This is a genomic window from Parabacteroides caeci (assembly GCF_023656795.1).
GTDB classification, from domain to species: domain Bacteria; phylum Bacteroidota; class Bacteroidia; order Bacteroidales; family Tannerellaceae; genus Parabacteroides; species Parabacteroides segnis.
In genome coordinates this window covers 102,219-122,998 of record NZ_JAMOKT010000013.1, presented here as the reverse complement: position 1 = coordinate 122,998, position 20,780 = coordinate 102,219, and the positions used below count along the sequence as shown (strand labels likewise).

Here is a 20,780-nt window from a genome sequence, read left to right as displayed (position 1 = left end):
CTTTATTCGGTGTGATTTATACGCGCAAATATACTATTTTTGTAGATTTGCCACTCTAAAATGTGAAAGATATGTTTACGGAAATAAGAAGAAAAGACAGAATACTCGAGAACGAACCGGCCGTCCGGTTGCTGGAAGGCGGAGAGTATGGATTTCTAGCTATGGCAGGTGTGAATGGGTTCGGTTACGGCATACCGATCAGTTATGTGCTGGATAACGACGGGCATATCTATTTTCATTGTGCGCAGGAAGGATATAAACTGGAATGTTTGAAACTGAATCCGAAAGTGAGCTTTTGCGTGGTGGGGGAAACGCGGGTTATTCCGCAGCAATTCTCTACAGCCTATGAGTCGGCGATAGCTTTCGGTACAATCCGGATGGATCTGCCGGAAGAAGAGAGGTTGTTGGCTTTGCGCCTGCTGACAAAGAAATATTCTCCCGATTTTGAAGAATTAGGAGAGAAATATATTGCAAAGTCTTTTCACCGGACCAACATCCTGCGGTTGGATATTGAACATATTTCCGGAAAATGTAAACGGATTAAATAAGAAACGTATATAAATAATTAATCCCGGGAAAAAATCCCGGGATTAACCCTCTCTTAGTTATGACGGGACTTTCTTGTGCCATTTCTCTTGGCAAATCCCTTATCGCCTTTTTCCTTTTGACTAATTATATCCCTATATTTTATAACATTACCATGATCATGTAACAAAGTTCGTTTATTCGTTTTACCTTGCCAAACTTATCTGATGGATAATATTTATGAGCTGATAGACTTTGTTTATAACAGGTGGTATTTTGTTTTTAATAAATTATTTTGGTTTAATATAGTCTTTGATTTATAAAGTTTGCTTTTCTTTGTAAAATGATTCAAATCTAAATTGTGATGGGAAACTCATTAGTCGAACAGCAGCTGATAACAAATTTCTTTGTTTACTATCCCAAGGGAGGAGCCTTATACGATAGTGATGGTTTGTTGATTGCTTTAAATAAGGCAATGTGTGAAAAGTTTGCTATAACAGATTTATCAGACTTCCTTTTGAGTAATTTGTTTGAAACGACTTTTCTTTCAGATATGCAAAAGACTTATTTGCGGAATGGGAGTGTGGTCAGCCATAACCTGCCGGTCGGGTTTTCTATTATTCCCGGATTCAGTGAGGATGGAAAGATTATAGGTTACACCTTATTGCTGACCGATCCGAGTCCTAAAGAATGGGATGTTACGATGTATGACCAGAAGATGCGGGAGTTGACCGATATTTCAGAGAAGGTCGCAGAAGCTGTTCCCGACACCATCCTGTTGGTAAATGACAAACTCATTGTAGAGCGGATCATCGCCTATGCTGCCGAAACCTGCATTACCCCCGAAGCTGTCAATCGACGGATTGACGATTTACCCGGTTTTATCTATCCGGATGAAACAAAGAGGAATATGGCGATAGTTGTACAGAAATGCCTGGATACATCGGAAGTTATTAATCTGGATATCTCGATACCCGGTCACAATGCTCCTATTGTCTATTTTAAGTTACGGATGGTACCGTTGCATCATAAATATGTGGTGATTTATATCCGTAACGTATCTGAAGAAGTGGAACGGGAAAAGGAGAACAAAACATTGAGCGGTAAATTGTCAGAGAGCCGGACCATGATGGAACTGGCTTTGAAGAATAGCCATATCACGACTTATTCTTTTAACTTCCATCGTTTTCAGACTTGCGACAAGGAGCATTGTAACCATTGTTTCCAGTTTTACGGAGCCAACAATTACCTGTTGGAAAGAAACAAATATATCTGCCGGGCCTTGTCTAATCTGCGTCACCCGGATGACAGGGAAGACTTTTTCTTGTTATTCAATGAGATAAGGAATAAAAAGCTGCCCGAGTTTGCCGTTAATTTCCGTTTGAAAAATGATGAGGGCGAATATCGGAGCTATGAGGTAATAGGGAGGGCCCTGGAGTATAATGATGACGGTCAGGTTAATCTTATTGTGGGATGCATGGTGGATAACCAGAAATATATAGAATATGAGCGTACCCTGATAGATGCAAAGGAGAAGGCAGAGAATGCCGATCAGCTGAAATCTGCCTTTCTGGCAAATATGACACATGAAATCCGCACTCCGCTGAATGCCATAGTCGGTTTTTCGGACCTGTTATCTATAGAGACGGACCCGGAACTGAGAGAAACGTACATAAGCCTTATAAAATCGAACAATGAGTTGTTGCTGCGGCTGATAAACGATGTGCTGGATATTTCAAAGATAGAATCAGGGATGGTGTCTTTCGCTTATACAGACGTGTATCTGCCTTCTGCTATGCGAGATATGTACAATGTCATGCAACTCAGGATGCCGGAAAATGTGGAATTGGTCCTGGATCCGTGTCCTGATATTATGATCCGGACGGATAATAACAGAATGGTGCAGATTCTTAGTAATTTACTGACGAATGCTATAAAGCATACCTCTTGCGGCTCTATCCGTTTTGGGTATACCTTGGAAGGGGATCGTGTTCATTTTTATGTATCAGATACCGGTAAAGGTATTCCGGAGAAGGAGCTGGATCATATTTTCGGCCGTTTCGTACAACTAAAAGGGGCTTATAACGGTATAGGACTGGGACTGGCTATCAGTAAAGGACTGGTGAATAAGATGGGGGGCGAAATTTCCATTTCATCCAAAGTCGGGGAAGGATCTACTTTCCGTTTCACACTGCCTTTGGCTAACATTCTTTCATAAACTCCGTCGGTGTTTTTCCGTACTGTTTCTGGAAGCAGGTGGAGAAATAGGCCGGAGAGGAGAAACCTGTCCGGAATGCAATTTCGTTGATTCGGTTTTCCCCGTTTTTCATTAGCAGGACCGCTTGTTTCAGCCGTGCGATCTTAATGAATTCGACTGGAGATAAACCTGACAGACCTTTTACTTTCCTGTACAGGCTGGAGGTACTCATGCCCATTTCTGTTGCCAGCATTTCAACGTTCAGCGCATCGTTAGTGATATGTTCTTCCAGGTATGCGTTGAGTTTCCGGAGGAAAAGATCATCGACTGTAGAAACGGCCAGGCTGGTTGCCGGCGTGGAAGGTGTTTCCTTGTATGTTCTGGTCAGTACTTCCCGGCTTTTCAGCAGGTTTGCGACCTGGGCAACAAGCAACTCTATCGAAAACGGCTTTTCCATATAAGCATCGGCTCCGTTGTTCAGTCCTTTTAACCTGGATTGCAGATTATGCTGGGCTGTCAGCAGGATAAAAGGAATATGGCTGTAATTGACATCATTCTTTACTACGTTGCATAGTTCGAAACCATCCATAACAGGCATCATGACATCGCTGAGGATCAGGCTTATCGACTGGTCTTTCAGGATACAGATTGCTTCTTTTCCGTTGGCGGCTTCCCGGATGCGGTATGTTTCTGCCAGTTCTCTGGCGATAAATCGCCGCATATCTTCCTGGTCTTCTACGATCAGGATAATAGGCTTATCATCATTCTGATCGTCGTTGTTTTCCGTAATGGCGTCTTCCGTATTTTTTCCGGTTGTCAGCAGGTAGCAGTCTTCCTGTTCTTTGGGCAGAGTCAGGATAAACCGGTTCATTCTTTCCGGAGTCTGTGTGTAGTTCAGGGAACCTTTATGAAATTCGGCTAACGAACGTGCCAAAGAGAGGCCGATGCCGCTTCCCTGCTGGTGTTCTGTCTCTTTCAGGCGGTAGAAAGGGGTGAAGATGTTTTCTATTTCGCTGTCAGGGATCAGCATACCGTCGTTGGTAACGGATATGATAAATTCATTCCCGTCTTCCTGTCTCTGTAATTGCAGGGAGATATATTTGTCCGAGTATTTTATAGCATTGGTCAGCAAGTTGTTCATGATCTTGGAAAAAGCCTCCCGGTCGATGAAAGCATAGAATGATTCGTCGGGAATATCACAGGTGAATCTTTTATTCTCCTGTTCTATGACTGGCAGGAACGGTTGCAGAATAGTATGGAGCCAGAGCGTTACGTCTGTGTGTACATAATTCAGTCTGAATCCCCGGCTTTCCGTTTTCCGGAAATCGAGCAACTGGTTACTCAGGTTCAATAACTGCTGTGTGTTTTTCTCTATGATTTGCAGGTTCTCCCTGGTAGATGGATTGCCGTCTTTCGATTTGATGATCTTTTCCAAAGGGGCCTTGATAAGGGTAAGCGGGGTACGTATCTCATGGGTGATAAAGGTGAAGAACTGTATTTTTGCATCATATAGTTCTTTTTCTTTTTTGCTTTCAAACAAGTCCTGGTTTATACGGTGTTTTTCCTCTAGTTTGGCCTTTTTATAATTGTAGAAGAGGACTATACAAATACAAATAATCACGATATAGACAAAAAATGCCCATCCGGTAGCCCAGAAGGGAGGTGTGATAATGATCTGTAACGATTGTTCGTTGTCCTGCCATAAGCCACTGCTGTTGGTTGATTTCACTTTGAATGTGTATTCACCCGGGGAAAGATTGGCAAAAGTTACATTTTTATTCTGGTCCATATAGTTCCAGTCTTTATCCACCCCTTCCAGCTTGTACGCATACCGGATGGCATCCGGAGAGGTATAGCTGAGAGCTACATACGACAAGGTAAATGTGGAGGCATTATAGGGCAACTTTAAAACTTTCGTGTCTTCGATGGAGGAAGTAGGAAGGTTATATTTGTTTTCTTCATTGTCCGGGAGATTGATCCCGGTGATATACATGGGAGGCATAAATGTGTCTTCTTTGAATTGGGACGGGTTGAATGACAGCATTCCGTTGATGGTTCCCATATAGATTGTCCCGTCGGGTGCCTGATAGGAAGAGCTGTAGTTGAATTGTGTTTCATGCAGCCCATCGGTATACGTATAAGTCCGCATCGCATAGGTCTCCGGATTGAATCTGACCAGGCCGTTTGCCGTAGATAACCAGAAATTATGTGAATCGTCTTCAACGATCCTGTAAACGATATTGCTGGGCAGTCCGTTGTCAGTGGTGATCCGGTTAAAAGACTGTGTCTCTTCGTTGAAAAGGGAGAGGCCGCTTACTGTGGTAACCCAAATCCGGCCTTTTGAATCTTCGAATACGGAGGTCGTATTGTTATTGCCGATGCTTTCGGATTTATTACTGTCGGACCGGTATTGCTCTACTTTGTTTTCTTTGCGGAGGTAATGGTAAATACCGTTGGAGGTTGCCACCCATATATCGCCCCGGCTGTCCTGGTATATTTGCCTGATAAGAGCGTAAATATTATTCCAGGGGCTGAAACTTTCCGTTTGTTTATTGTAAATCATTAAGCCGTTGGATGTACCCACCAGAAACTCATTTTCGCGTGTCTTATAGAAACAAAGGATAAAATTACTGTTGAGGTTTGTTTGGCTGTTTTCCCGTGAATAATGTTTGATGATCTTGCCAGAGGGAATGTCCAGCACATCGATCCCTTTGTTGAATGTCCCGACCCATAGCTGGTTATCGACAGCCAGTAACCCGTGAATATTGGTTGCCGATAGCGGATGGCCGGGATTATTATATGAATAATTGGTGATCTCTCCGGTCCGGGGATTGTAGCAGTTGATCCCGTTATCCTCTGTTCCCAGCCATAGGTTGCCGTACCGGTCGGGCGTGATTTCGCGGATTGCGTTTCCGAGTAGCTGGGGATGTGTTTTGCCTCCGATAAAATAACTGAACCGGGTATACTCCTTTGGCAGGTAACTGATCCCTCCGAAAAAAGAGCCGGCCCATACACCTTCCTCACGGTCTTTGGTGAGCGAATAAACGGCGTTGTCGGCAATGGCGTATTCGTTTGTCAGAGATTTTCGTAGGTTTGTAATTGTTTGGTCCTGTGTGTTGTAAATGTAGATGCCTGATTCCGAAGCAATCCAGTAGATGGTAGTATTGTATGAAATGATGGCACGGACCTGTATTTCCGGGATTATTGTCACGACACGCTGATCCTGATATTTGTAAAGCAGAAGTCCGGCCTGGTTGGTGCCGCCCAGAATACCCAGGTCGGGAATCTGGCATATCGCTTGCAGGGCGATCTGGTTGCTGATCTGCGTTTCATTCAGGAATGGGATCTTCTGAAAGTTATCTGTCTCGGCCTTGTAGGTATATAGAGATTGCCTGTCAGAAAAAAGGGGTTTCCCGTCATTTGTCAGGGTAATAATAGCCGGATGGAAAAAATCTTCTGCCGGATAAGTTCGTGAACTGCTGTCTGCCGGATTATAGCGGACAATCCGGTTATAGTCGATAAACCAGAGATTCCGGTCTTTGTCTTCCGTACCGGCAAAAAATGATTCGGACTCATTTTGTCCGGACGATAACCGGAACGGATGGAATGTATCTGTCCTGTAATCGTAGTAACAGGTTCCTCTGGCTGTAAAAATCCATATCTTTTCGTCGGAACTTTCAAAAAGGTTGACGATACAATCGTTGGGCAGGCTGTTCGGGTTGTATGAATTGTGCCTGTATATTTTAAATGTATGTCCGTCGAAACGGTTCAATCCGTCTTCGGTACCAAACCACATGAATCCCCGCTGGTCCTGTAGGGAGCAATAAACCGTGTTATGCGATAATCCCTGCTTATTGTTGTAATGCCTGAAATGCGGATCGTTGGCATATCCGGGCAGGCAGAGCAACAATATAAATAAACAGGCGGCCAGCAGCGGTATTTTCTTCATATCGATTGATAATAGTGTTTCTCGAAGGCAAAGCTAATAAATAAATAAGAAAAATAAGCCAATTATGGTTGTTCTGAATGATATTTGAAAGCATATGCCCGAAAATTGAAAGCCTTTATGCTTGAGAAAGAGTTTCTTTGCTCAAAAATAACGAATGGTAACTTTAATATCCGAGAACATGAAGAAAGCAGTATTGGTATGTTGTGCTTTGGCACTTACTGTATGTGCGCAGGCTCAGTGGAAGCCGGCAGGTGATAAGATCAAAACTAAATGGGCGGAACAGATCGACCCCCAAAACGTATTACCGGAATATCCCCGTCCGCAACTGGAACGTACGGACTGGGTAAATCTGAACGGTGAATGGGAATATGCCATTAAACCGAAAGGGGAGGTGGAACCGAACTCGTTTGACGGGAATATCCTGGTTCCCTTTGCAGTGGAATCTTCCTTGTCCGGTGTTCAGAAAGAAGTAGGAGAAAATAATGAATTGTGGTATAAGCGTTCATTCACTGTTCCGGCGAACTGGAAGAATAAAGATGTGGTACTTAATTTCGGTGCCGTAGACTGGAAAGCAGATGTGTTTATCAATGACATTCTGATTGGCTCTCATCAGGGTGGTTTTACTCCTTTTTCATTTAATATCACTCCTTATCTGACCGGAAAAAGTAATCAGAAACTGGTTGTACGTGTGTGGGATCCGAGCGATAGAGGCTATCAGCCACGCGGGAAACAGACCTCTAATCCGGAAGGCATCTGGTATACCCCTGTTACCGGAATCTGGCAGACTGTGTGGTTGGAGCCGGTAGCCACCAATCATATTACTTCGGTAAAGTCGATCCCGAATATTGATAACGGGACGATGAATGTAACGGTAGGTACTTCGCAGCCCTGCAATACGGCTGTTGTCGAAGTCAAGTTGCTGGATAAAGGACAGGTTGTTGCTTCGGCAAAAGGTATCCAGGGAAAAGAACTTCGCCTGGCTGTGCAGAACCCGACTCTTTGGGATACCTCCAATCCGTATCTGTATGATATGAAAGTATCGTTGACGAAAGATGGAAAAGTAGTGGATGACGTGAAGTCATATACGGCTTTCCGTAAAATATCATCCAAAAGGGATGCGAACGGGATTATGCGTATGCAGTTGAATAATAAAAATCTTTTCCAGTATGGTCCGTTGGATCAGGGCTGGTGGCCGGACGGATTATATACGGCTCCGACGGATGAGGCTTTGCTGTATGATATCGTTAAAACAAAAGACTGGGGTTTCAATATGATCCGTAAGCATGTGAAAGTGGAACCGGCCCGTTGGTATTATCATTGCGATAAGGAGGGTATGCTGGTTTGGCAGGATATGCCGAGCGGTGATATGGGGAATCAGTGGGCACCTCATACTTATAATGGCGGAACGGATAAAGAACGTTCTTCCGCATCGATTGCGAACTACTATCAGGAATGGAAAGAAATTATGGACTTATGTGTATCCCATCCGTCCGTTGTCGTATGGGTTCCTTTTAATGAGGCATGGGGACAGTTTGATACCGAAAAAGTGGCTGAATGGACAAAGAACTATGATCCTTCCCGCCTGGTAAATCCGGCCAGCGGAGGAAACCACCGGGCTTGTGGCGACATTCTCGACCTGCATAATTATCCGGGGCCGAGCATGTTCCTGTTTGACCCGCAACGGGTAACAGTGTTGGGTGAGTACGGTGGAATAGGTCTGCCATTGGAAAACCATTTGTGGTGGAATAAACGCAACTGGGGATATGTCCAGTTCAAGAACAGCGATGAAGTAACAGCCGAATATGTAAAATATGCCAACGAACTGAAAGAGATGGTTGACCGTGGTTTCTCCGCAGCCGTTTACACCCAAACGACAGATGTGGAAGGCGAAGTGAACGGCCTGATGACATACGACCGTAAAGAAATCAAGATAAACGAAGCTGCCGTGAAGAATGCCAACCAGGCGGTGATTAACCAATTGTCAAAGTAACCAGATAAATAATTATTTGTCCCTATATCTGTAAAATCGGGTATAGGGACATTTGTTATTATGTATTTATAATTATCTTTGTGGAAAATCAGATATATGATATGACACAAGCTAAACAGTACCCAAAACCGGAAGAGAAGTCAAAGAAGGTCTCTGAACCAGTTATTTCTCTTTATGAGTCAGTTTCTACGCAAAAGAATTTGACTTCAGCCATTACTGGCGAAGAATTGTTGAACCGTCTTCGCCCCAGGATAAAAGCCTTGTTTGATAAATGAAAGTCTTGTTCTTACCAGATGTGGAAGAATATTTGTTTGAGTTGATGGATATTCTTTATCAGAAGCAATATTTCAGTTATTATGATTCAGCGATATCTTATGTCGAAGATTTGGTAAATAATATACAGGATAGTTTATGTGTAGAATTAAAGAAAAAGGCTCCGGAGTACTTTTCCCGATATGGAAAGGATATGTATTATGTGAAATATAAAAAGAATCACAACACGCAGTGGTATGTATTTTTTACAATTCATGACGATGTCTGTTTAGTTCGTTATATTACTAATAATCATGTATGTTCCCAACACTTATAGAACCTTTATACAGTTTGAGAGTATCTTGTGTAAATCAATTAAAATAAGTACATTTGCCGGATAAATGAATATGATAATGAAATATAATACAGAAGAAAAGAAATTGGTTATGCCCGAATACGGACGCAATATCCAGAACATGGTTGATTATTGCGTTGCAATAGAGGACAGAGAAGAACGTAAACGTTGTGCCAATACGATAATCAACATCATGGGAAATATGTTTCCCCACCTGCGTGATGTAAACGATTTCAAACACATTTTGTGGGATCACCTGGCTATCATGGCAGATTTCAAGCTGGATATCGACTATCCTTACGAAATCGTGAAGAAGGAAAATTTATATGCCCGTCCTCCCCGTATCCCTTACAATAACAACCGTATCCGCTACCGCCATTACGGAAAGACATTGGAACTGATGATCCGTAAAGCAACGGAACTGGAAGCGGGAGTAGAGAAAGACCAGCTAATCAAACTGCTGGCTACCCAGATGAAGAAATCTTTCCTTACCTGGAATAAAGAGTCGGTCGACGACCGTAAGATATTCAAAGACCTTGACGAACTGTCAAGCGGAAAGATCGTTTTGGATGAAGAAGTTCATAAATTAGCAGAAAGCCGCGATATTCTGGCCCGGAATAATACTAACAAAAAGAATTATCCCCGTAAAAGCCGATGAGTTCGTTTGTTATAGAAGGTGGTTATAAATTATCCGGTGAGATCACTCCGCAAGGAGCCAAGAACGAGGCGCTGGAAGTGATCTGTGCCGTATTATTGACTTCGGAGAAAGTAACGATCCATAATGTTCCCGATATCCTGGACGTGAATAATCTTATCCAGCTATTTCGTGACATGCAGGTGAAAGTGGAACATCCTGCTGCTGATACCTATACTTTTCAGGCAGATGCCATCGACTTGGATTATCTGAATACGGAAGACTTTCTGCGTAAATGCGGGTCGTTGCGCGGTTCGGTGATGATCGTCGGTCCGCTGGTAGCCCGTTTCGGAAAGGCTTTGATCCCGAAACCGGGAGGTGACAAGATCGGACGCCGCCGCCTGGATACGCACTTTGTCGGTATCCAGAAGTTGGGTGCTTGTTTCAGCTATGATGCCGAACGCCAACTGTATGAAATCGAAGCCAAACGTTTGAAAGGTGCTTATATGCTCCTGGATGAGGCTTCAGTGACCGGTACTGCCAATATCCTGATGGCAGCCGTGCTGGCCGAGGGGACAACTATCATTTATAACGCAGCCTGCGAACCCTATTTGCAGCAATTATCGTCCATGCTTAACCAGATGGGTGCCCGCATATCGGGGGTAGGTTCTAATCTGCTCACCATCGAAGGTGTCGAGTCCCTGGGAGGAACTACCCATACCATTTTGCCGGATATGATCGAAGTCGGCAGTTTTATCGGTATGGCAGCCATGACCGCATCGGACATCACCATAAAAAATACCGGATATGACAAGCTGGGAATTATCCCTGAGTCGTTCCGCCGCTTAGGTATCACTGTCGAACAGATAGGTGATGATATCCATATTCCTACACATGATTCTTACGAAATAGATACCTTTATCGACGGTTCTATCATGACGATAGCCGATGCTCCCTGGCCGGGACTTACGCCTGACCTGCTGAGTGTCTTCCTGGTGGTTGCCACCCAGGCTGTCGGTAGTGTGCTGATCCATCAGAAGATGTTCGAAAGCCGCCTGTTCTTTGTGGATAAGCTGATCGACATGGGGGCGCAGATCATCCTTTGCGACCCGCACCGAGCTACGGTGATCGGTTTGGGTAACCGTTTCAAACTACGCGGTTCCAATATGGTATCTCCGGATATCCGTGCCGGTATCGCCCTGCTGATTGCGGCAATGAGTGCCGAAGGAACCAGCCATATCCATAACATCGACCAGATCGACCGTGGATATCAGAATATCGATAAACGTTTGAATAACATAGGAGCCCGTATTACCCGGCTCTGACATACCCTGTTATGATAAGAAAAGAAGAAGTTTTTAAGATCGGGCAGTTTGCCAAACCTCACGGGATAAAGGGAGAAATCTCGCTGGTGACCAATTGCGACCTGTTTGATGATGTCGAAGACCCTTGTATCATCTGTGAAATGGATGGCATCCTGGTACCTTTTTTTATAGAGGAATACCGTTACAAGACCGATACTGTCATGCTGGTGAAGCTGGAGAATGTAGACGACGAGAAAGCCGCCCGTGAGTTTACGAACCGTGAAGTCTTTTTCCTGCTGGAAGATGCAGATGAGGAAGATTTGGTGGGCGACATGTCATGGGACAGCTTTGTCGGATACACTGTGACCGACGAGCGTCACGGGGAACTGGGCAAGATCACCGACGTGGATGAAACGACGATCAATGTTCTTTTGCAGATCGACCATCACGGCAATGAACTGCTGCTTCCGGCTGTCGAAGAGTTGATAACGGCTGCGGATCATGAAAACAAAACACTGCGGGTATCCGTTCCTGAAGGTCTGCTTGATTTATAATAACGTTAATTAGAGTAAACAATGCCCGTGTAGATACGGTTTTTGTTACTTTTGCGTTTTAACATAAAAACATGGCACGAAAACAACGAAAGAACAATAAGAAATCATTCTGGCACCGGATAAGGTTTAAATACAAGCTGTCTTTTTTCAATGAAACGACGCTCGAAGAAGTATGGTCTTTTCGTTTGTCGCAATTGACGGCATTTCTTACCCTTGCTTTGTTTGCTTTCATGCTGATCGCTTTCACTGCGTTGATTATCATTAAAACACCGATACGAAATTATTTGCCGGGTTATCTGGACGTGGAAATACGTAAGGAGATCGTGCAGAATGCATTGCGTGCCGATTCGCTGGAGCGGATGATCTCTATCCAGTCGCTTTACCTGGAAAATGTAGCCGGTATCTTGTCCGGTACGATCGAACTCGATTCTATCCGTCAGATAGATTCCCTGGCCCATGTGGATGCCAATTATGAGATTCCCCGCAGCAAATCGGAAGAGAAATTTGTAAAGAGTTTTGAGGAAGAAGAAAAGTATAACCTGACGGTGCTGAATCCGAATCCGGTTCCTACCGATGGTATCTTTTTCTATAAGCCGGTAAACGGTGTGGTCTCTTCGCATTACGAGGCGGATGCCCGTCATTTCGGGGTAGACCTGGTGGCAGCTCCGAAAGAAAGCGTACTGGCAACTCTGGACGGAACGGTGGTATTCACCGGCTTTGATCCCAATTTCGGAAATGTGATCCAGTTGCAACACAAGAACGGATTCCTGTCCGTTTATAAACATAATGAATTATTGCTGAAAGAGATTGGCGACCACGTCGTTGCCGGCGAAGCGATTGCTTTGGTGGGAAACACGGGGAAACTGTCTACCGGTCCGCATCTCCATTTCGAGTTGTGGTATAAAGGTATTCCGGTCAATCCAGAAGAATATATAGCTTTTTAAATCGATGAAAAGAAGTTTAGCCATATTAGGTTCTACCGGTTCAATCGGGACACAGGCTTTGGAGGTGATCAGCGAACATGCCGATCTGTTTGAAGTATATGCTCTGACCGCTAACAACCAGGTAGATTTACTGATTAACCAGGCACGAAAATATATGCCCGAAGTGGTCGTTATTGCCAACGAACAGAAATATCCCGAACTGAAAGAGGCTTTGGAAGATCTGCCGATCAAGGTGTGGGCCGGTTCGGACGCTATCGCCCAGGTGGTACAGTCGGAGCCAATCGACATGGTACTGACTGCCATGGTTGGATATTCCGGCCTGAAACCGACGATTGCCGCTATCAAGGCAGGCAAAGCCATAGCGTTGGCAAATAAGGAAACATTGGTGGTAGCCGGCGAACTGATTACCTCGCTTGCCACGGAACATAAAGTGCCGGTATTGCCGGTCGATTCTGAACATTCCGCCATTTTCCAGTGTTTAGCGGGAGAATGGGAGAATCAGGTGGAAAAGATCCTGCTTACCGCATCCGGTGGTCCGTTCCGCACGAAGACGATGGAGGAACTGGCAGTGGTCACCAAGGCACAGGCGTTGAAGCATCCGAACTGGAGCATGGGAGCAAAGATAACGATCGATTCGGCTTCTATGATGAATAAAGGCTTTGAGATGATCGAAGCGAAATGGCTGTTCGGCGTAACGCCTGAACAGATACAGATCGTAGTGCATCCGCAGTCGGTCATTCATTCGATGGTGCAGTTTGAAGACGGTGCTGTGATGGCTCAGTTGGGGATTCCGGATATGAAATTGCCTATCAGTTATGCGTTTTCTTATCCGAAGCGCCTGACGAGTAAGGCTCCCCGGTTGGATTTTAACCTCTATTCCACGTTGACGTTCGAGGAACCCGATATGACGCGTTTCCGTAACCTGGCTTTTGCGTTCGATGCCATTCGTACGGGAGGAAATATGCCGTGTATCCTGAATGCTGCCAACGAAGTGGTGGTGGCTGCTTTCCTGCGCGACGAAATAGGTTTCCTTCAAATGAGTGATGTGATTGAAAAGACGATGGCAACCTCTTCTTTTATCGCAACGCCTACTTATGAGGATTATGTGGCGACAGATGCCGAGGCACGTAGGGTAGCGGCCTCGGTCATGAATACGAATACGATAGCCGGAAAATAAACCGGGGAAGGTTATATGAGTAAAAAGAAATAAATTAATACAGACAAACAAATAGATGGAGACATTTTTAATTAGAGCGTTACAGCTCATCCTGAGCTTATCGATATTGGTCCTTGTACATGAGTTCGGACATTTTATCTTTGCCCGTATTTTTAAGGTACGGGTAGAGAAGTTTTATCTTTTCTTCGATCCTTGGTTCTCATTGTTCAAATTCAAGCCGAAGAACAGTGATACGGAATATGGTATCGGCTGGTTGCCTTTAGGCGGCTATTGCAAGATATCCGGCATGATCGACGAAAGTATGGACAAAGAAGCGATGGCACAGCCTGCCAAACCGTATGAGTTCCGTTCCAAGCCGGCCGGTCAGCGTTTGATGATCATGATCGCAGGGGTTTTGTTTAACTTCCTGTTAGCGTTGTTTATTTATTCGATGGTGCTTTATACTTGGGGCGAAACTTATTTGCCTCTGAAAAATATGAAGCATGGCATGTATTACAGCGAAGCATTTCAGGAGGTAGGTTTCCGCGACGGTGATATCCTGTTGAAGGCCAACAATGAGGAATTGGACCGCCTGGATCAGTCCAGCTTCCGTAAGGTAGTGGAAGCAAGTAATGTAACAGTCCTGCGTGATGGTGTGGAAACGGTTATTCCTATACCGGAAGATATGATGCAGCGTTTTATGCGCGAAGGAAAAGGATTTGCCAGTCCGGATCGTGTACCGATGGTTGTAAAGAAACTTTCCGAGAAAGATTCGCCTGCTGCTACTGCCGGTTTGCAACCGGGAGACAGTATTGTCTCGATTAACGGCCAGGCAACCCCTCTGTTTGAAGATGTGGCTAAAATTCTGGATCAGAATAAAGGAAAGGATATTACTTTGGGATTTTACCGTGACGGAATGGAACAGTCGGTCGTTATCCAACCGGATACGGCGGGTAAGATCGGTGTTTATCTGATGAGCAAAACGGATTTATACCCGACGGTAACCCGTACTTACGGCTTTTTCGAATCGTTTCCAGCCGGTGTCAGACTGGGTATCAATACCTTGAAAGGCTATGTGAACGACATGAAGTATGTATTCACCAAGGAAGGCGCTTCGAGCCTGGGCGGCTTTGGTACGATCGGCAGCATTTTCCCGACAGTTTGGGACTGGCAGGTGTTCTGGATGCAGACAGCCTTCCTGTCAATCATCCTGGCCTTTATGAATATATTGCCTATTCCGGCGTTGGATGGCGGCCATGTGATGTTCCTCTTGTATGAGGTGATTGCCCGTCGCAAACCAAGCGACAAGTTCCTTGAATATGCCCAGATAACCGGTATGTTCCTGCTTTTCGCTTTGCTGATCTACGCAAACGGTAATGATATATTCCGCTTCTTCTTCAAGTCCTGAAGATAAGTAAAGATATTCGATAGGGGGAGTGTTAAAAGTAGCACTCCCCTTTTTCGTTTTGTCGGTTGCTTATAAATTCCGATGAAAAATAAATACCTCTATTCTTCCGATGTTATGACTTGTTTATATTACCTTTGTGGAAAAGACAGGAATCATCCTACATGATTGCCATAATCATCCCACATGATTCATACAATCATCTTACATGATTCCTTACTCACCGATAACTAATAGTAATGAATATGGCGTTTTACAGGAAACAAAAGCAGAAAGGAAAGTGGTATCCGAGAGCGGTGACAGGGAAGCGTCCGTTTACGACGGATGATGTAGCTCGCCGTTTGTCCGAGATCTCCACCGTGAGCCGGGGAGATACATATGCCGTGTTGGCTAATCTGGGCGAAGTGCTGGCCGATATGTTGAGCACGGGGCAGTCGGTGCGCCTGATGGGGGTCGGAACTTTCTTTCTGACTTGCCAGGCCAGCGGGCAGGGGGTGGAGACTCCCGAGGAAGTGTCGCCTGAGCAAATCACCGCTGCCAAGGTGGGATTCATTCCCGAATATACCCGTGGACAACGCGGGCAGATTACCAGCCAGACATTGATCAGCAAAAATCTGGAGTGGGTGTGCTGGGATGAAAACGGGGGTTTACCGAAGGAGCATGAAAAGTAAAAAGGAAGGGACTGTGTCAAAACTGTCCCGTTCCCGTGCTTGACACGGGATCGCATAGGAACAGACCGTATAAATATCTGATTGACAAGGCCTGTTCTTTTGCGGCCCCGTGTCAAGCACGGGGACAAGGTAGTTTTGACACAGCCCCTTCCTTTTTATAATTTTACAGACTTGACTGTGATTTGTTTCGAAATTACTTCGCCAATGTTTCGTTGATGGAATCAAGGATTTTCTTGGCGTTAGCGTTCGCTGCGTTAAGAGCTACTGCCTGTTCCATATATTCTTTTGCCTTTTTCATCTGAACGTCTGCCTTATCTTTTTCAGCTTCATATTTAGCCGGGTCGGTAGCAGCAGCCAGAATCTTGGCTCCTTCGTTGTAATACATGGCTCCTAAGCTATACAAAGCATTTTCTTTATATTTGGGATTGCTTACGATCAGCACGTCTTTGTATAATTCTTCAGCATCAGCAATCTTTCCGCTTTTTTGTACAGCCTGACCTTGTTTCATGCAATATACATAAAGCAGTTTTTCCAGATCTGCATCACCCGGTTTAGCTTTCAAGCCGGCTTCAACAGTTGCAGTAAATTCGGGAGCTTTATTCAGGTTGCGCAATGCCATTGCTTTACCTGTATAAGCGTCATCAATGTTTTTGTTCTTTTGAATAGCCAGATCGTAATACTTTACAGCATCTTCATACTTTTTTGCCTGGAAAGCGGCAAATGCACAGTTGAAAACACGGTCTGCATCTTCATTGTTTGTTTGTTTCAGGAACCCGTCATACTTTGTAAAAGCTTCTGCATAGTTCTTTGCTTTCAAGGCAGCATCACCTTCATCACGCAGTTTATCAGCGTCTTGTGCAAATACGTTTCCAATACTCAGGCAAAAAGCCAATAACAAAACAATTTTCTTCATGGTTGTTAAACGATTTAATTTTTATTATTAGTTGCGCTAAGGTAGTAACCTCCATAAAAGTATCAAAGCGTTTTTACATTTTTTTGTAATTATAAAGGAAAGAGAGGGAGTAATTGATTTATCAAAGTTGGATGAAACCAGTGTCATCTGCGTGCTATTTGTAGATTATAATACCGCCGGATAACAAGGTAATCCGAACGCTTCGGCAACAGCGGGATAGACAATCTGTCCCTCAATGATGTTCAATCCGGGATAGAGTGTCTTATCTTCTTTGCAGGCTTCTTTCCAACCTTTGTCAGCCAGTTCCAGCACGTAGGGGAGGGTAGCGTTGGTCAATGCCAGCGTGGAAGTCTGGGGCACGGCACCCGGGATATTGGCTACGCAATAATGTACGATACCGTCGACTGTGTAAACGGGATCGGCATGGGTTGTCGGATGTGAAGTTTCGAAACAACCGCCCTGGTCGATCGCTACGTCTACCAATACACTGCCGGGTTTCATCAGTCCCAACATCTCTTTTGTGATCAGATGAGGTGCCTTGGCTCCGGGAATCAGGACAGCACCGATCACCAGGTCGGTCGCCGGAAGTTCCGTTTCGATGTTATGCGTAGAAGAGTATAAAGTCCTGACATTGGCGGGCATGACCTCTTCCAGATGGCGCAGGCGTGGAAGTGAGATATCGGCTATTGTCACGTCGGCACCCATTCCGGCAGCCATCAGCGCGGCATTGTAGCCAACGATACCGCCGCCGAGTACCAGTACGCGGGCAGGTTTCACTCCCGGTACGCCACCCAACAGGATGCCTTTGCCTCCCTGGGGTTTCTCAAGGAAACGTGCGCCTTCCTGTATCGACATGCGACCGGCGACTTCGCTCATAGGGATTAATAAAGGAAGTGTACCGTCCGGATTTTCTACCGTTTCGTAGGCCAGGCAGACGGAGCCGCTGTCCATCATGGCAAGCGTCAGCTTTTCGTCCGAGGCAAAATGAAAATAAGTAAAGACCAGTTGTCCTTTCCGTACTAAAGGATATTCTACGGCAATCGGCTCTTTTACTTTCACGATCATTTCAGCAGTCTGGTAGACGTCGTTGATCGACGGGAGAATCTTTGCTCCGACTGTCTCATAGGCTGAATCTGGAAAACCGCTGTTCTCACCCGCAGTATGCTGCACATATACGGTGTGTCCTCTTTTTACCAACTCTTTTGCTCCGGCAGGCGTAAGCGCTACCCGGTTCTCATTGTTCTTGATTTCTTTAGGAATTCCGATGATCATAATGTTAGTCTTTAATAGTTATTATGCTGCAATGTACAGAAAAATATGACATTATGCTGTTATAAATCTCTTTTTATTACTTATTGACAAAAATAATAAGATGGTAAGAGATGGCTGAAGTATAGAAATAATTGAACTGTCTGTTTATAGTGACAGGTTGTACCTGTCTCCCCTCTTGAGAGGGGGTAGGGGGTGTGTTAAAGCCAGTCAATAAAACAGGCTTTGTTACAGGTTCATTTGCCGTCTGCTTCAGCTGACGGATTAGTAAAGGATCTATCTTATTGGACTTTAGTCCCATTTCTTACAGTTTTCTATCTAAGAGAAATGTGGCTGAAGCCAAAAAAGAGAAACAGCTTTTAAACCGTCAGCTGAAGCAGACGGCAAATGAACCTGCAATAGTCAAGTGACTCTGACTATGGTGGTTGTATAGGCGGGAATATGACACACCCCCTTCCCCCTTTCAAGAGGGGAGCCAGTTACAATCAGTCACTATAATTAGCTCAAAACGGATAACAACCTAATTATCATGGTGCTATCGTGAAACAGTAAAGAGAAAACAGGTTTGTTCTATTGTCCTCCGGATATTCCGGAAAGCATAATCGGGATGCATAGCTTCTTCCAGACTAACCGGAGCGGGGTGTATAGGAAAGATTGCGGATAATCCGGCCTGTCGTAATTGTTTGTCCGTTTCTGCATCAGTTTCCACTTGTCCGGTGATGGCGATAACAGGTATATGCTGTGATGCTGCTATACGGGCGATGCCGACCGGGACTTTTCCGAACAGGGTTTGCCTGTCTATTCTTCCTTCGCCGGTGATGACAAGGTCAGCCTCCCTGATTATTTCTTTGAAACGGATATATTCTGTAATCAGTTCGATACCGGATGAAATCTTTGCCTGAAGGAAAGCTACGCAGCCGCCTCCCATGCCCCCTCCGGCTCCTGCTCCGGGCAGGTTGCTGATGTCTCTACCGGTTGTTTCAAGGATCAGGCCGGCCAGGTGTTTCATCCCTTTGTCGAGTGCTTCGACTTGCATTTCATTGCCTCCTTTCTGAGGACCGAAGATGTGGGCGGCTCCTTGCGGACCAAAGAAAGGGTTGGTCACGTCTGTCGCTATATGGAAGGTACAGGCGGATAACTCGGGAAGCTGGCTCCGGGTGTCGATATGGCAGATAGCAGATAGTACCTTTCCGCCCTTTTCCACTTCGTTGCCGTTATCGTCGGTGAAACGGACTCCTAAGGCTTGCATCATGCCGACACCCGCATCGTTTGTGGCGCTGCCGCCCACACCGATGATGAAGTTACGGCAACCGCGATCGACGGCATCGGCTATCAGTTCGCCGGTTCCGTAAGTGGTGGTGTGCATCACGTTTCCTTCTTTCCGGGGAATCAGGTCCAGTCCGCTGGCTGCCGACATTTCGATGACAGCGGTTTGTTCGTCACCGGTTATGCCGTAGCTGGCCTGAATGGGTTGCATGAATGGATTATGTACAGGAATAGTAATAATTTGCCCGTGAGTAGCCTGTGTCAGTGCTTCAACAGTACCTTCGCCACCATCGGCAATGGGCACCTTTATTACTTCGCATCCGGGGATGACATGGTGAATTCCTTCCGCTACAGCCTCTGCTATATCGGAAGAAGAAAGACAGCCTTTAAAAGAGTCGACGGCAATGACAACTTTTTTCATGTTCAATGGCTTATGAACCCTGTTTACCGGTATATTCGATAATCAATTCATCAATGAGGTAGTTATCACTCATGCAGTGCAGATCTCCTATTTTCTGACGTAGATATTGATAGGTATTCGATTCATAAAAAAGCGCTAATGCTCTGCGACTACTGATTCCCAGGCGTTTGGAAAGTCCCATAATAATCCGGACATATTTCATTTGAAGCAATGTATTATTGGCTTGTGACATCGTTTCTTTCCTCCTTGTTAATGTTAGTAGCATCTATAAAATGCAGATATTTATCTATAAGTGATTGGTTTAACAGACATATCTGATTATTCGGTTGTTCATAACTAAGACGCTTCAAAGCCTCGCCTTTATCGATCAGACCGTTAAAATATAGTTCTATTGTGTTGAATACACGATCGTTGGCTATGCCTCCTTCTATTATGTCATAATCAGACCAACGACGCTCGCCACGCCGGGAAGCCATAACGAAGTCGAGCCAGGTTTCGTTGTAGGTTTCAAATGATAATATCCGGTAATTCCGGCATATTGTTTCATAGTCTAATTCATATTTATTGAGGTATGCGTTCGGTTTGTTGTAAATAATAGCTACCCGTTTGGCCCAGCTAATGGCTTGTTCACATATATCCGTGAGGTAAAAGCCCTTGCCAAAGTCAAGATTGTCACGGCATACGCCAACTAAAGGATTTTCTACGCAAAGGGTAGAACCATGATATACTATCATTGACTTATTTCTCCTTTCTCCCTGTTTTTCAGGGCTAATATAATATCTTCCGTTATATGTTGCTTGCTTTGGGTATGAAGAACTTCGTAACAGTCGAATAATAAATCATCAATAAGTCCCAGGTTATTTAATCTGGAATAAATATTTTCCGGCAGTTCATTCAACTGTTCCGCAACATTTTCGATGCAGAAAACAACGAATTCCATTTTCTTTTCTTCTAATGTCATGGGATTTATCTTTA

General features: G+C 44.8%; 18 protein-coding genes. 11 read left to right on the top strand and 7 right to left on the bottom strand.

Annotation, left to right across the window (positions count from 1 at the left end):
• The first annotated feature begins 71 nt into the window (after window positions 1-71).
• Entirely contained in the window at window positions 72-548 is a 477-nt protein-coding gene (locus NBH15_RS09245) for a pyridoxamine 5'-phosphate oxidase family protein (protein ID WP_122327294.1), read from the top strand.
• A gap of 341 nt (window positions 549-889) precedes the next feature.
• The gene (locus tag NBH15_RS09240; RefSeq protein ID WP_250822524.1) at window positions 890-2,743 is read left to right on the top strand and encodes a PAS domain-containing sensor histidine kinase; all 1,854 of its coding nucleotides are present in this window, start codon (window positions 890-892) and stop codon (window positions 2,741-2,743) included.
• On the opposite strand, the gene NBH15_RS09235 is transcribed toward NBH15_RS09240, so the two are convergent.
• A complete protein-coding gene (locus NBH15_RS09235) occupies window positions 2,727-6,671 on the bottom strand; it encodes a hybrid sensor histidine kinase/response regulator transcription factor (RefSeq protein WP_250822523.1) in 3,945 nt (1,314 codons plus the stop codon). The two genes, NBH15_RS09240 and NBH15_RS09235, sit on opposite strands and share 17 nt — an antisense overlap.
• A 178-nt stretch (window positions 6,672-6,849) precedes the next feature.
• On the opposite strand from NBH15_RS09235, the gene NBH15_RS09230 reads away from it, so the two are divergent.
• From NBH15_RS09230 to NBH15_RS09190, 9 genes are all read left to right on the top strand, one after another.
• The gene (locus NBH15_RS09230; RefSeq protein ID WP_244050890.1) at window positions 6,850-8,661 is read left to right on the top strand and encodes a glycoside hydrolase family 2 protein; all 1,812 of its coding nucleotides are present in this window, start codon (window positions 6,850-6,852) and stop codon (window positions 8,659-8,661) included.
• Window positions 8,662-8,762: 101 nt separating this feature from the next.
• Window positions 8,763-8,936: a hypothetical protein gene (locus tag NBH15_RS09225; RefSeq protein WP_158579657.1), complete on the top strand. Its 174-nt coding sequence runs from the start codon at window positions 8,763-8,765 to the stop codon at window positions 8,934-8,936.
• A gap of 390 nt (window positions 8,937-9,326) precedes the next feature.
• The gene (locus tag NBH15_RS09220; protein ID WP_007658975.1) at window positions 9,327-9,926 is read left to right on the top strand and encodes a DUF4290 domain-containing protein; all 600 of its coding nucleotides are present in this window, start codon (window positions 9,327-9,329) and stop codon (window positions 9,924-9,926) included.
• Window positions 9,923-11,227: a UDP-N-acetylglucosamine 1-carboxyvinyltransferase gene (gene murA, locus NBH15_RS09215; protein ID WP_250822522.1), complete on the top strand. Its 1,305-nt coding sequence runs from the start codon at window positions 9,923-9,925 to the stop codon at window positions 11,225-11,227. The genes NBH15_RS09220 and murA overlap by 4 nt, the downstream gene beginning before the upstream one ends.
• A gap of 11 nt (window positions 11,228-11,238) precedes the next feature.
• Window positions 11,239-11,760, top strand: coding sequence for a ribosome maturation factor RimM (rimM, locus tag NBH15_RS09210; protein WP_195438609.1), 522 nt, complete (start codon window positions 11,239-11,241; stop codon window positions 11,758-11,760).
• Window positions 11,761-11,831: 71 nt separating this feature from the next.
• Window positions 11,832-12,704, top strand: coding sequence for a M23 family metallopeptidase (locus tag NBH15_RS09205; protein ID WP_007658971.1), 873 nt, complete (start codon window positions 11,832-11,834; stop codon window positions 12,702-12,704).
• 4 nt (window positions 12,705-12,708) lie between these two features.
• Window positions 12,709-13,881, top strand: coding sequence for a 1-deoxy-D-xylulose-5-phosphate reductoisomerase (locus tag NBH15_RS09200; RefSeq protein ID WP_250822521.1), 1,173 nt, complete (start codon window positions 12,709-12,711; stop codon window positions 13,879-13,881).
• 55 nt (window positions 13,882-13,936) lie between these two features.
• Window positions 13,937-15,268 (top strand): RIP metalloprotease RseP, encoded by a 1,332-nt coding sequence (gene rseP, locus NBH15_RS09195; protein WP_250822520.1) that lies wholly within the window; start codon window positions 13,937-13,939, stop codon window positions 15,266-15,268.
• A 242-nt stretch (window positions 15,269-15,510) separates the two neighbouring features.
• Window positions 15,511-15,936, top strand: a complete 426-nt coding sequence (locus NBH15_RS09190; protein WP_250822519.1) for an HU family DNA-binding protein — start codon at window positions 15,511-15,513, stop codon at window positions 15,934-15,936.
• 193 nt (window positions 15,937-16,129) lie between these two features.
• Here the strand turns inward: NBH15_RS09190 and NBH15_RS09185 are convergent, their stop codons facing one another.
• The 6 genes from NBH15_RS09185 to NBH15_RS09160 form a co-directional block, all read right to left on the bottom strand.
• Window positions 16,130-16,849 (bottom strand): tetratricopeptide repeat protein, encoded by a 720-nt coding sequence (locus tag NBH15_RS09185; protein WP_186960041.1) that lies wholly within the window; start codon window positions 16,847-16,849, stop codon window positions 16,130-16,132.
• A 165-nt stretch (window positions 16,850-17,014) separates the two neighbouring features.
• Window positions 17,015-18,121: an alanine dehydrogenase gene (gene ald, locus NBH15_RS09180; RefSeq protein ID WP_046145010.1), complete on the bottom strand. Its 1,107-nt coding sequence runs from the start codon at window positions 18,119-18,121 to the stop codon at window positions 17,015-17,017.
• A gap of 532 nt (window positions 18,122-18,653) precedes the next feature.
• Window positions 18,654-19,805 carry a glycerate kinase family protein gene (locus tag NBH15_RS09175; RefSeq protein ID WP_250822518.1) on the bottom strand — a complete coding sequence of 384 codons (1,152 nt, stop codon included), beginning with the start codon at window positions 19,803-19,805 and terminating at the stop codon, window positions 18,654-18,656.
• 10 nt (window positions 19,806-19,815) lie between these two features.
• Window positions 19,816-20,037, bottom strand: a complete 222-nt coding sequence (locus NBH15_RS09170; protein WP_250822517.1) for a DUF3791 domain-containing protein — start codon at window positions 20,035-20,037, stop codon at window positions 19,816-19,818.
• On the bottom strand, window positions 20,021-20,539 hold the full coding sequence (locus tag NBH15_RS09165) for a DUF3990 domain-containing protein (protein ID WP_007658950.1): 519 nt from the start codon (window positions 20,537-20,539) through the stop codon (window positions 20,021-20,023). The genes NBH15_RS09170 and NBH15_RS09165 overlap by 17 nt, the downstream gene beginning before the upstream one ends.
• Window positions 20,536-20,766: a DUF3791 domain-containing protein gene (locus NBH15_RS09160; protein ID WP_007658949.1), complete on the bottom strand. Its 231-nt coding sequence runs from the start codon at window positions 20,764-20,766 to the stop codon at window positions 20,536-20,538. Before NBH15_RS09160 ends, NBH15_RS09165 begins: the two co-directional genes overlap by 4 nt.
• Window positions 20,767-20,780: the final 14 nt, after the last annotated feature.

What these genes read in the sequence shown, in the direction of transcription:
- NBH15_RS09245 (WP_122327294.1), top strand. Translation starts at nt 72, where the DNA reads ATGTTTACGGAAATAAGAAGAAAAGACAGAATACTCGAGAACGAACCG.
- NBH15_RS09240 (WP_250822524.1), top strand. Translation starts at nt 890, where the DNA reads ATGGGAAACTCATTAGTCGAACAGCAGCTGATAACAAATTTCTTTGTT.
- NBH15_RS09235 (WP_250822523.1), bottom strand. Translation starts at nt 6,671, where the DNA reads ATGAAGAAAATACCGCTGCTGGCCGCCTGTTTATTTATATTGTTGCTC.
- NBH15_RS09230 (WP_244050890.1), top strand. Translation starts at nt 6,850, where the DNA reads ATGAAGAAAGCAGTATTGGTATGTTGTGCTTTGGCACTTACTGTATGT.
- NBH15_RS09225 (WP_158579657.1), top strand. Translation starts at nt 8,763, where the DNA reads ATGACACAAGCTAAACAGTACCCAAAACCGGAAGAGAAGTCAAAGAAG.
- NBH15_RS09220 (WP_007658975.1), top strand. Translation starts at nt 9,327, where the DNA reads ATGAAATATAATACAGAAGAAAAGAAATTGGTTATGCCCGAATACGGA.
- murA (WP_250822522.1), top strand. Translation starts at nt 9,923, where the DNA reads ATGAGTTCGTTTGTTATAGAAGGTGGTTATAAATTATCCGGTGAGATC.
- rimM (WP_195438609.1), top strand. Translation starts at nt 11,239, where the DNA reads ATGATAAGAAAAGAAGAAGTTTTTAAGATCGGGCAGTTTGCCAAACCT.
- NBH15_RS09205 (WP_007658971.1), top strand. Translation starts at nt 11,832, where the DNA reads ATGGCACGAAAACAACGAAAGAACAATAAGAAATCATTCTGGCACCGG.
- NBH15_RS09200 (WP_250822521.1), top strand. Translation starts at nt 12,709, where the DNA reads ATGAAAAGAAGTTTAGCCATATTAGGTTCTACCGGTTCAATCGGGACA.
- rseP (WP_250822520.1), top strand. Translation starts at nt 13,937, where the DNA reads ATGGAGACATTTTTAATTAGAGCGTTACAGCTCATCCTGAGCTTATCG.
- NBH15_RS09190 (WP_250822519.1), top strand. Translation starts at nt 15,511, where the DNA reads ATGGCGTTTTACAGGAAACAAAAGCAGAAAGGAAAGTGGTATCCGAGA.
- NBH15_RS09185 (WP_186960041.1), bottom strand. Translation starts at nt 16,849, where the DNA reads ATGAAGAAAATTGTTTTGTTATTGGCTTTTTGCCTGAGTATTGGAAAC.
- ald (WP_046145010.1), bottom strand. Translation starts at nt 18,121, where the DNA reads ATGATCATCGGAATTCCTAAAGAAATCAAGAACAATGAGAACCGGGTA.
- NBH15_RS09175 (WP_250822518.1), bottom strand. Translation starts at nt 19,805, where the DNA reads ATGAAAAAAGTTGTCATTGCCGTCGACTCTTTTAAAGGCTGTCTTTCT.
- NBH15_RS09170 (WP_250822517.1), bottom strand. Translation starts at nt 20,037, where the DNA reads ATGTCACAAGCCAATAATACATTGCTTCAAATGAAATATGTCCGGATT.
- NBH15_RS09165 (WP_007658950.1), bottom strand. Translation starts at nt 20,539, where the DNA reads ATGATAGTATATCATGGTTCTACCCTTTGCGTAGAAAATCCTTTAGTT.
- NBH15_RS09160 (WP_007658949.1), bottom strand. Translation starts at nt 20,766, where the DNA reads ATGACATTAGAAGAAAAGAAAATGGAATTCGTTGTTTTCTGCATCGAA.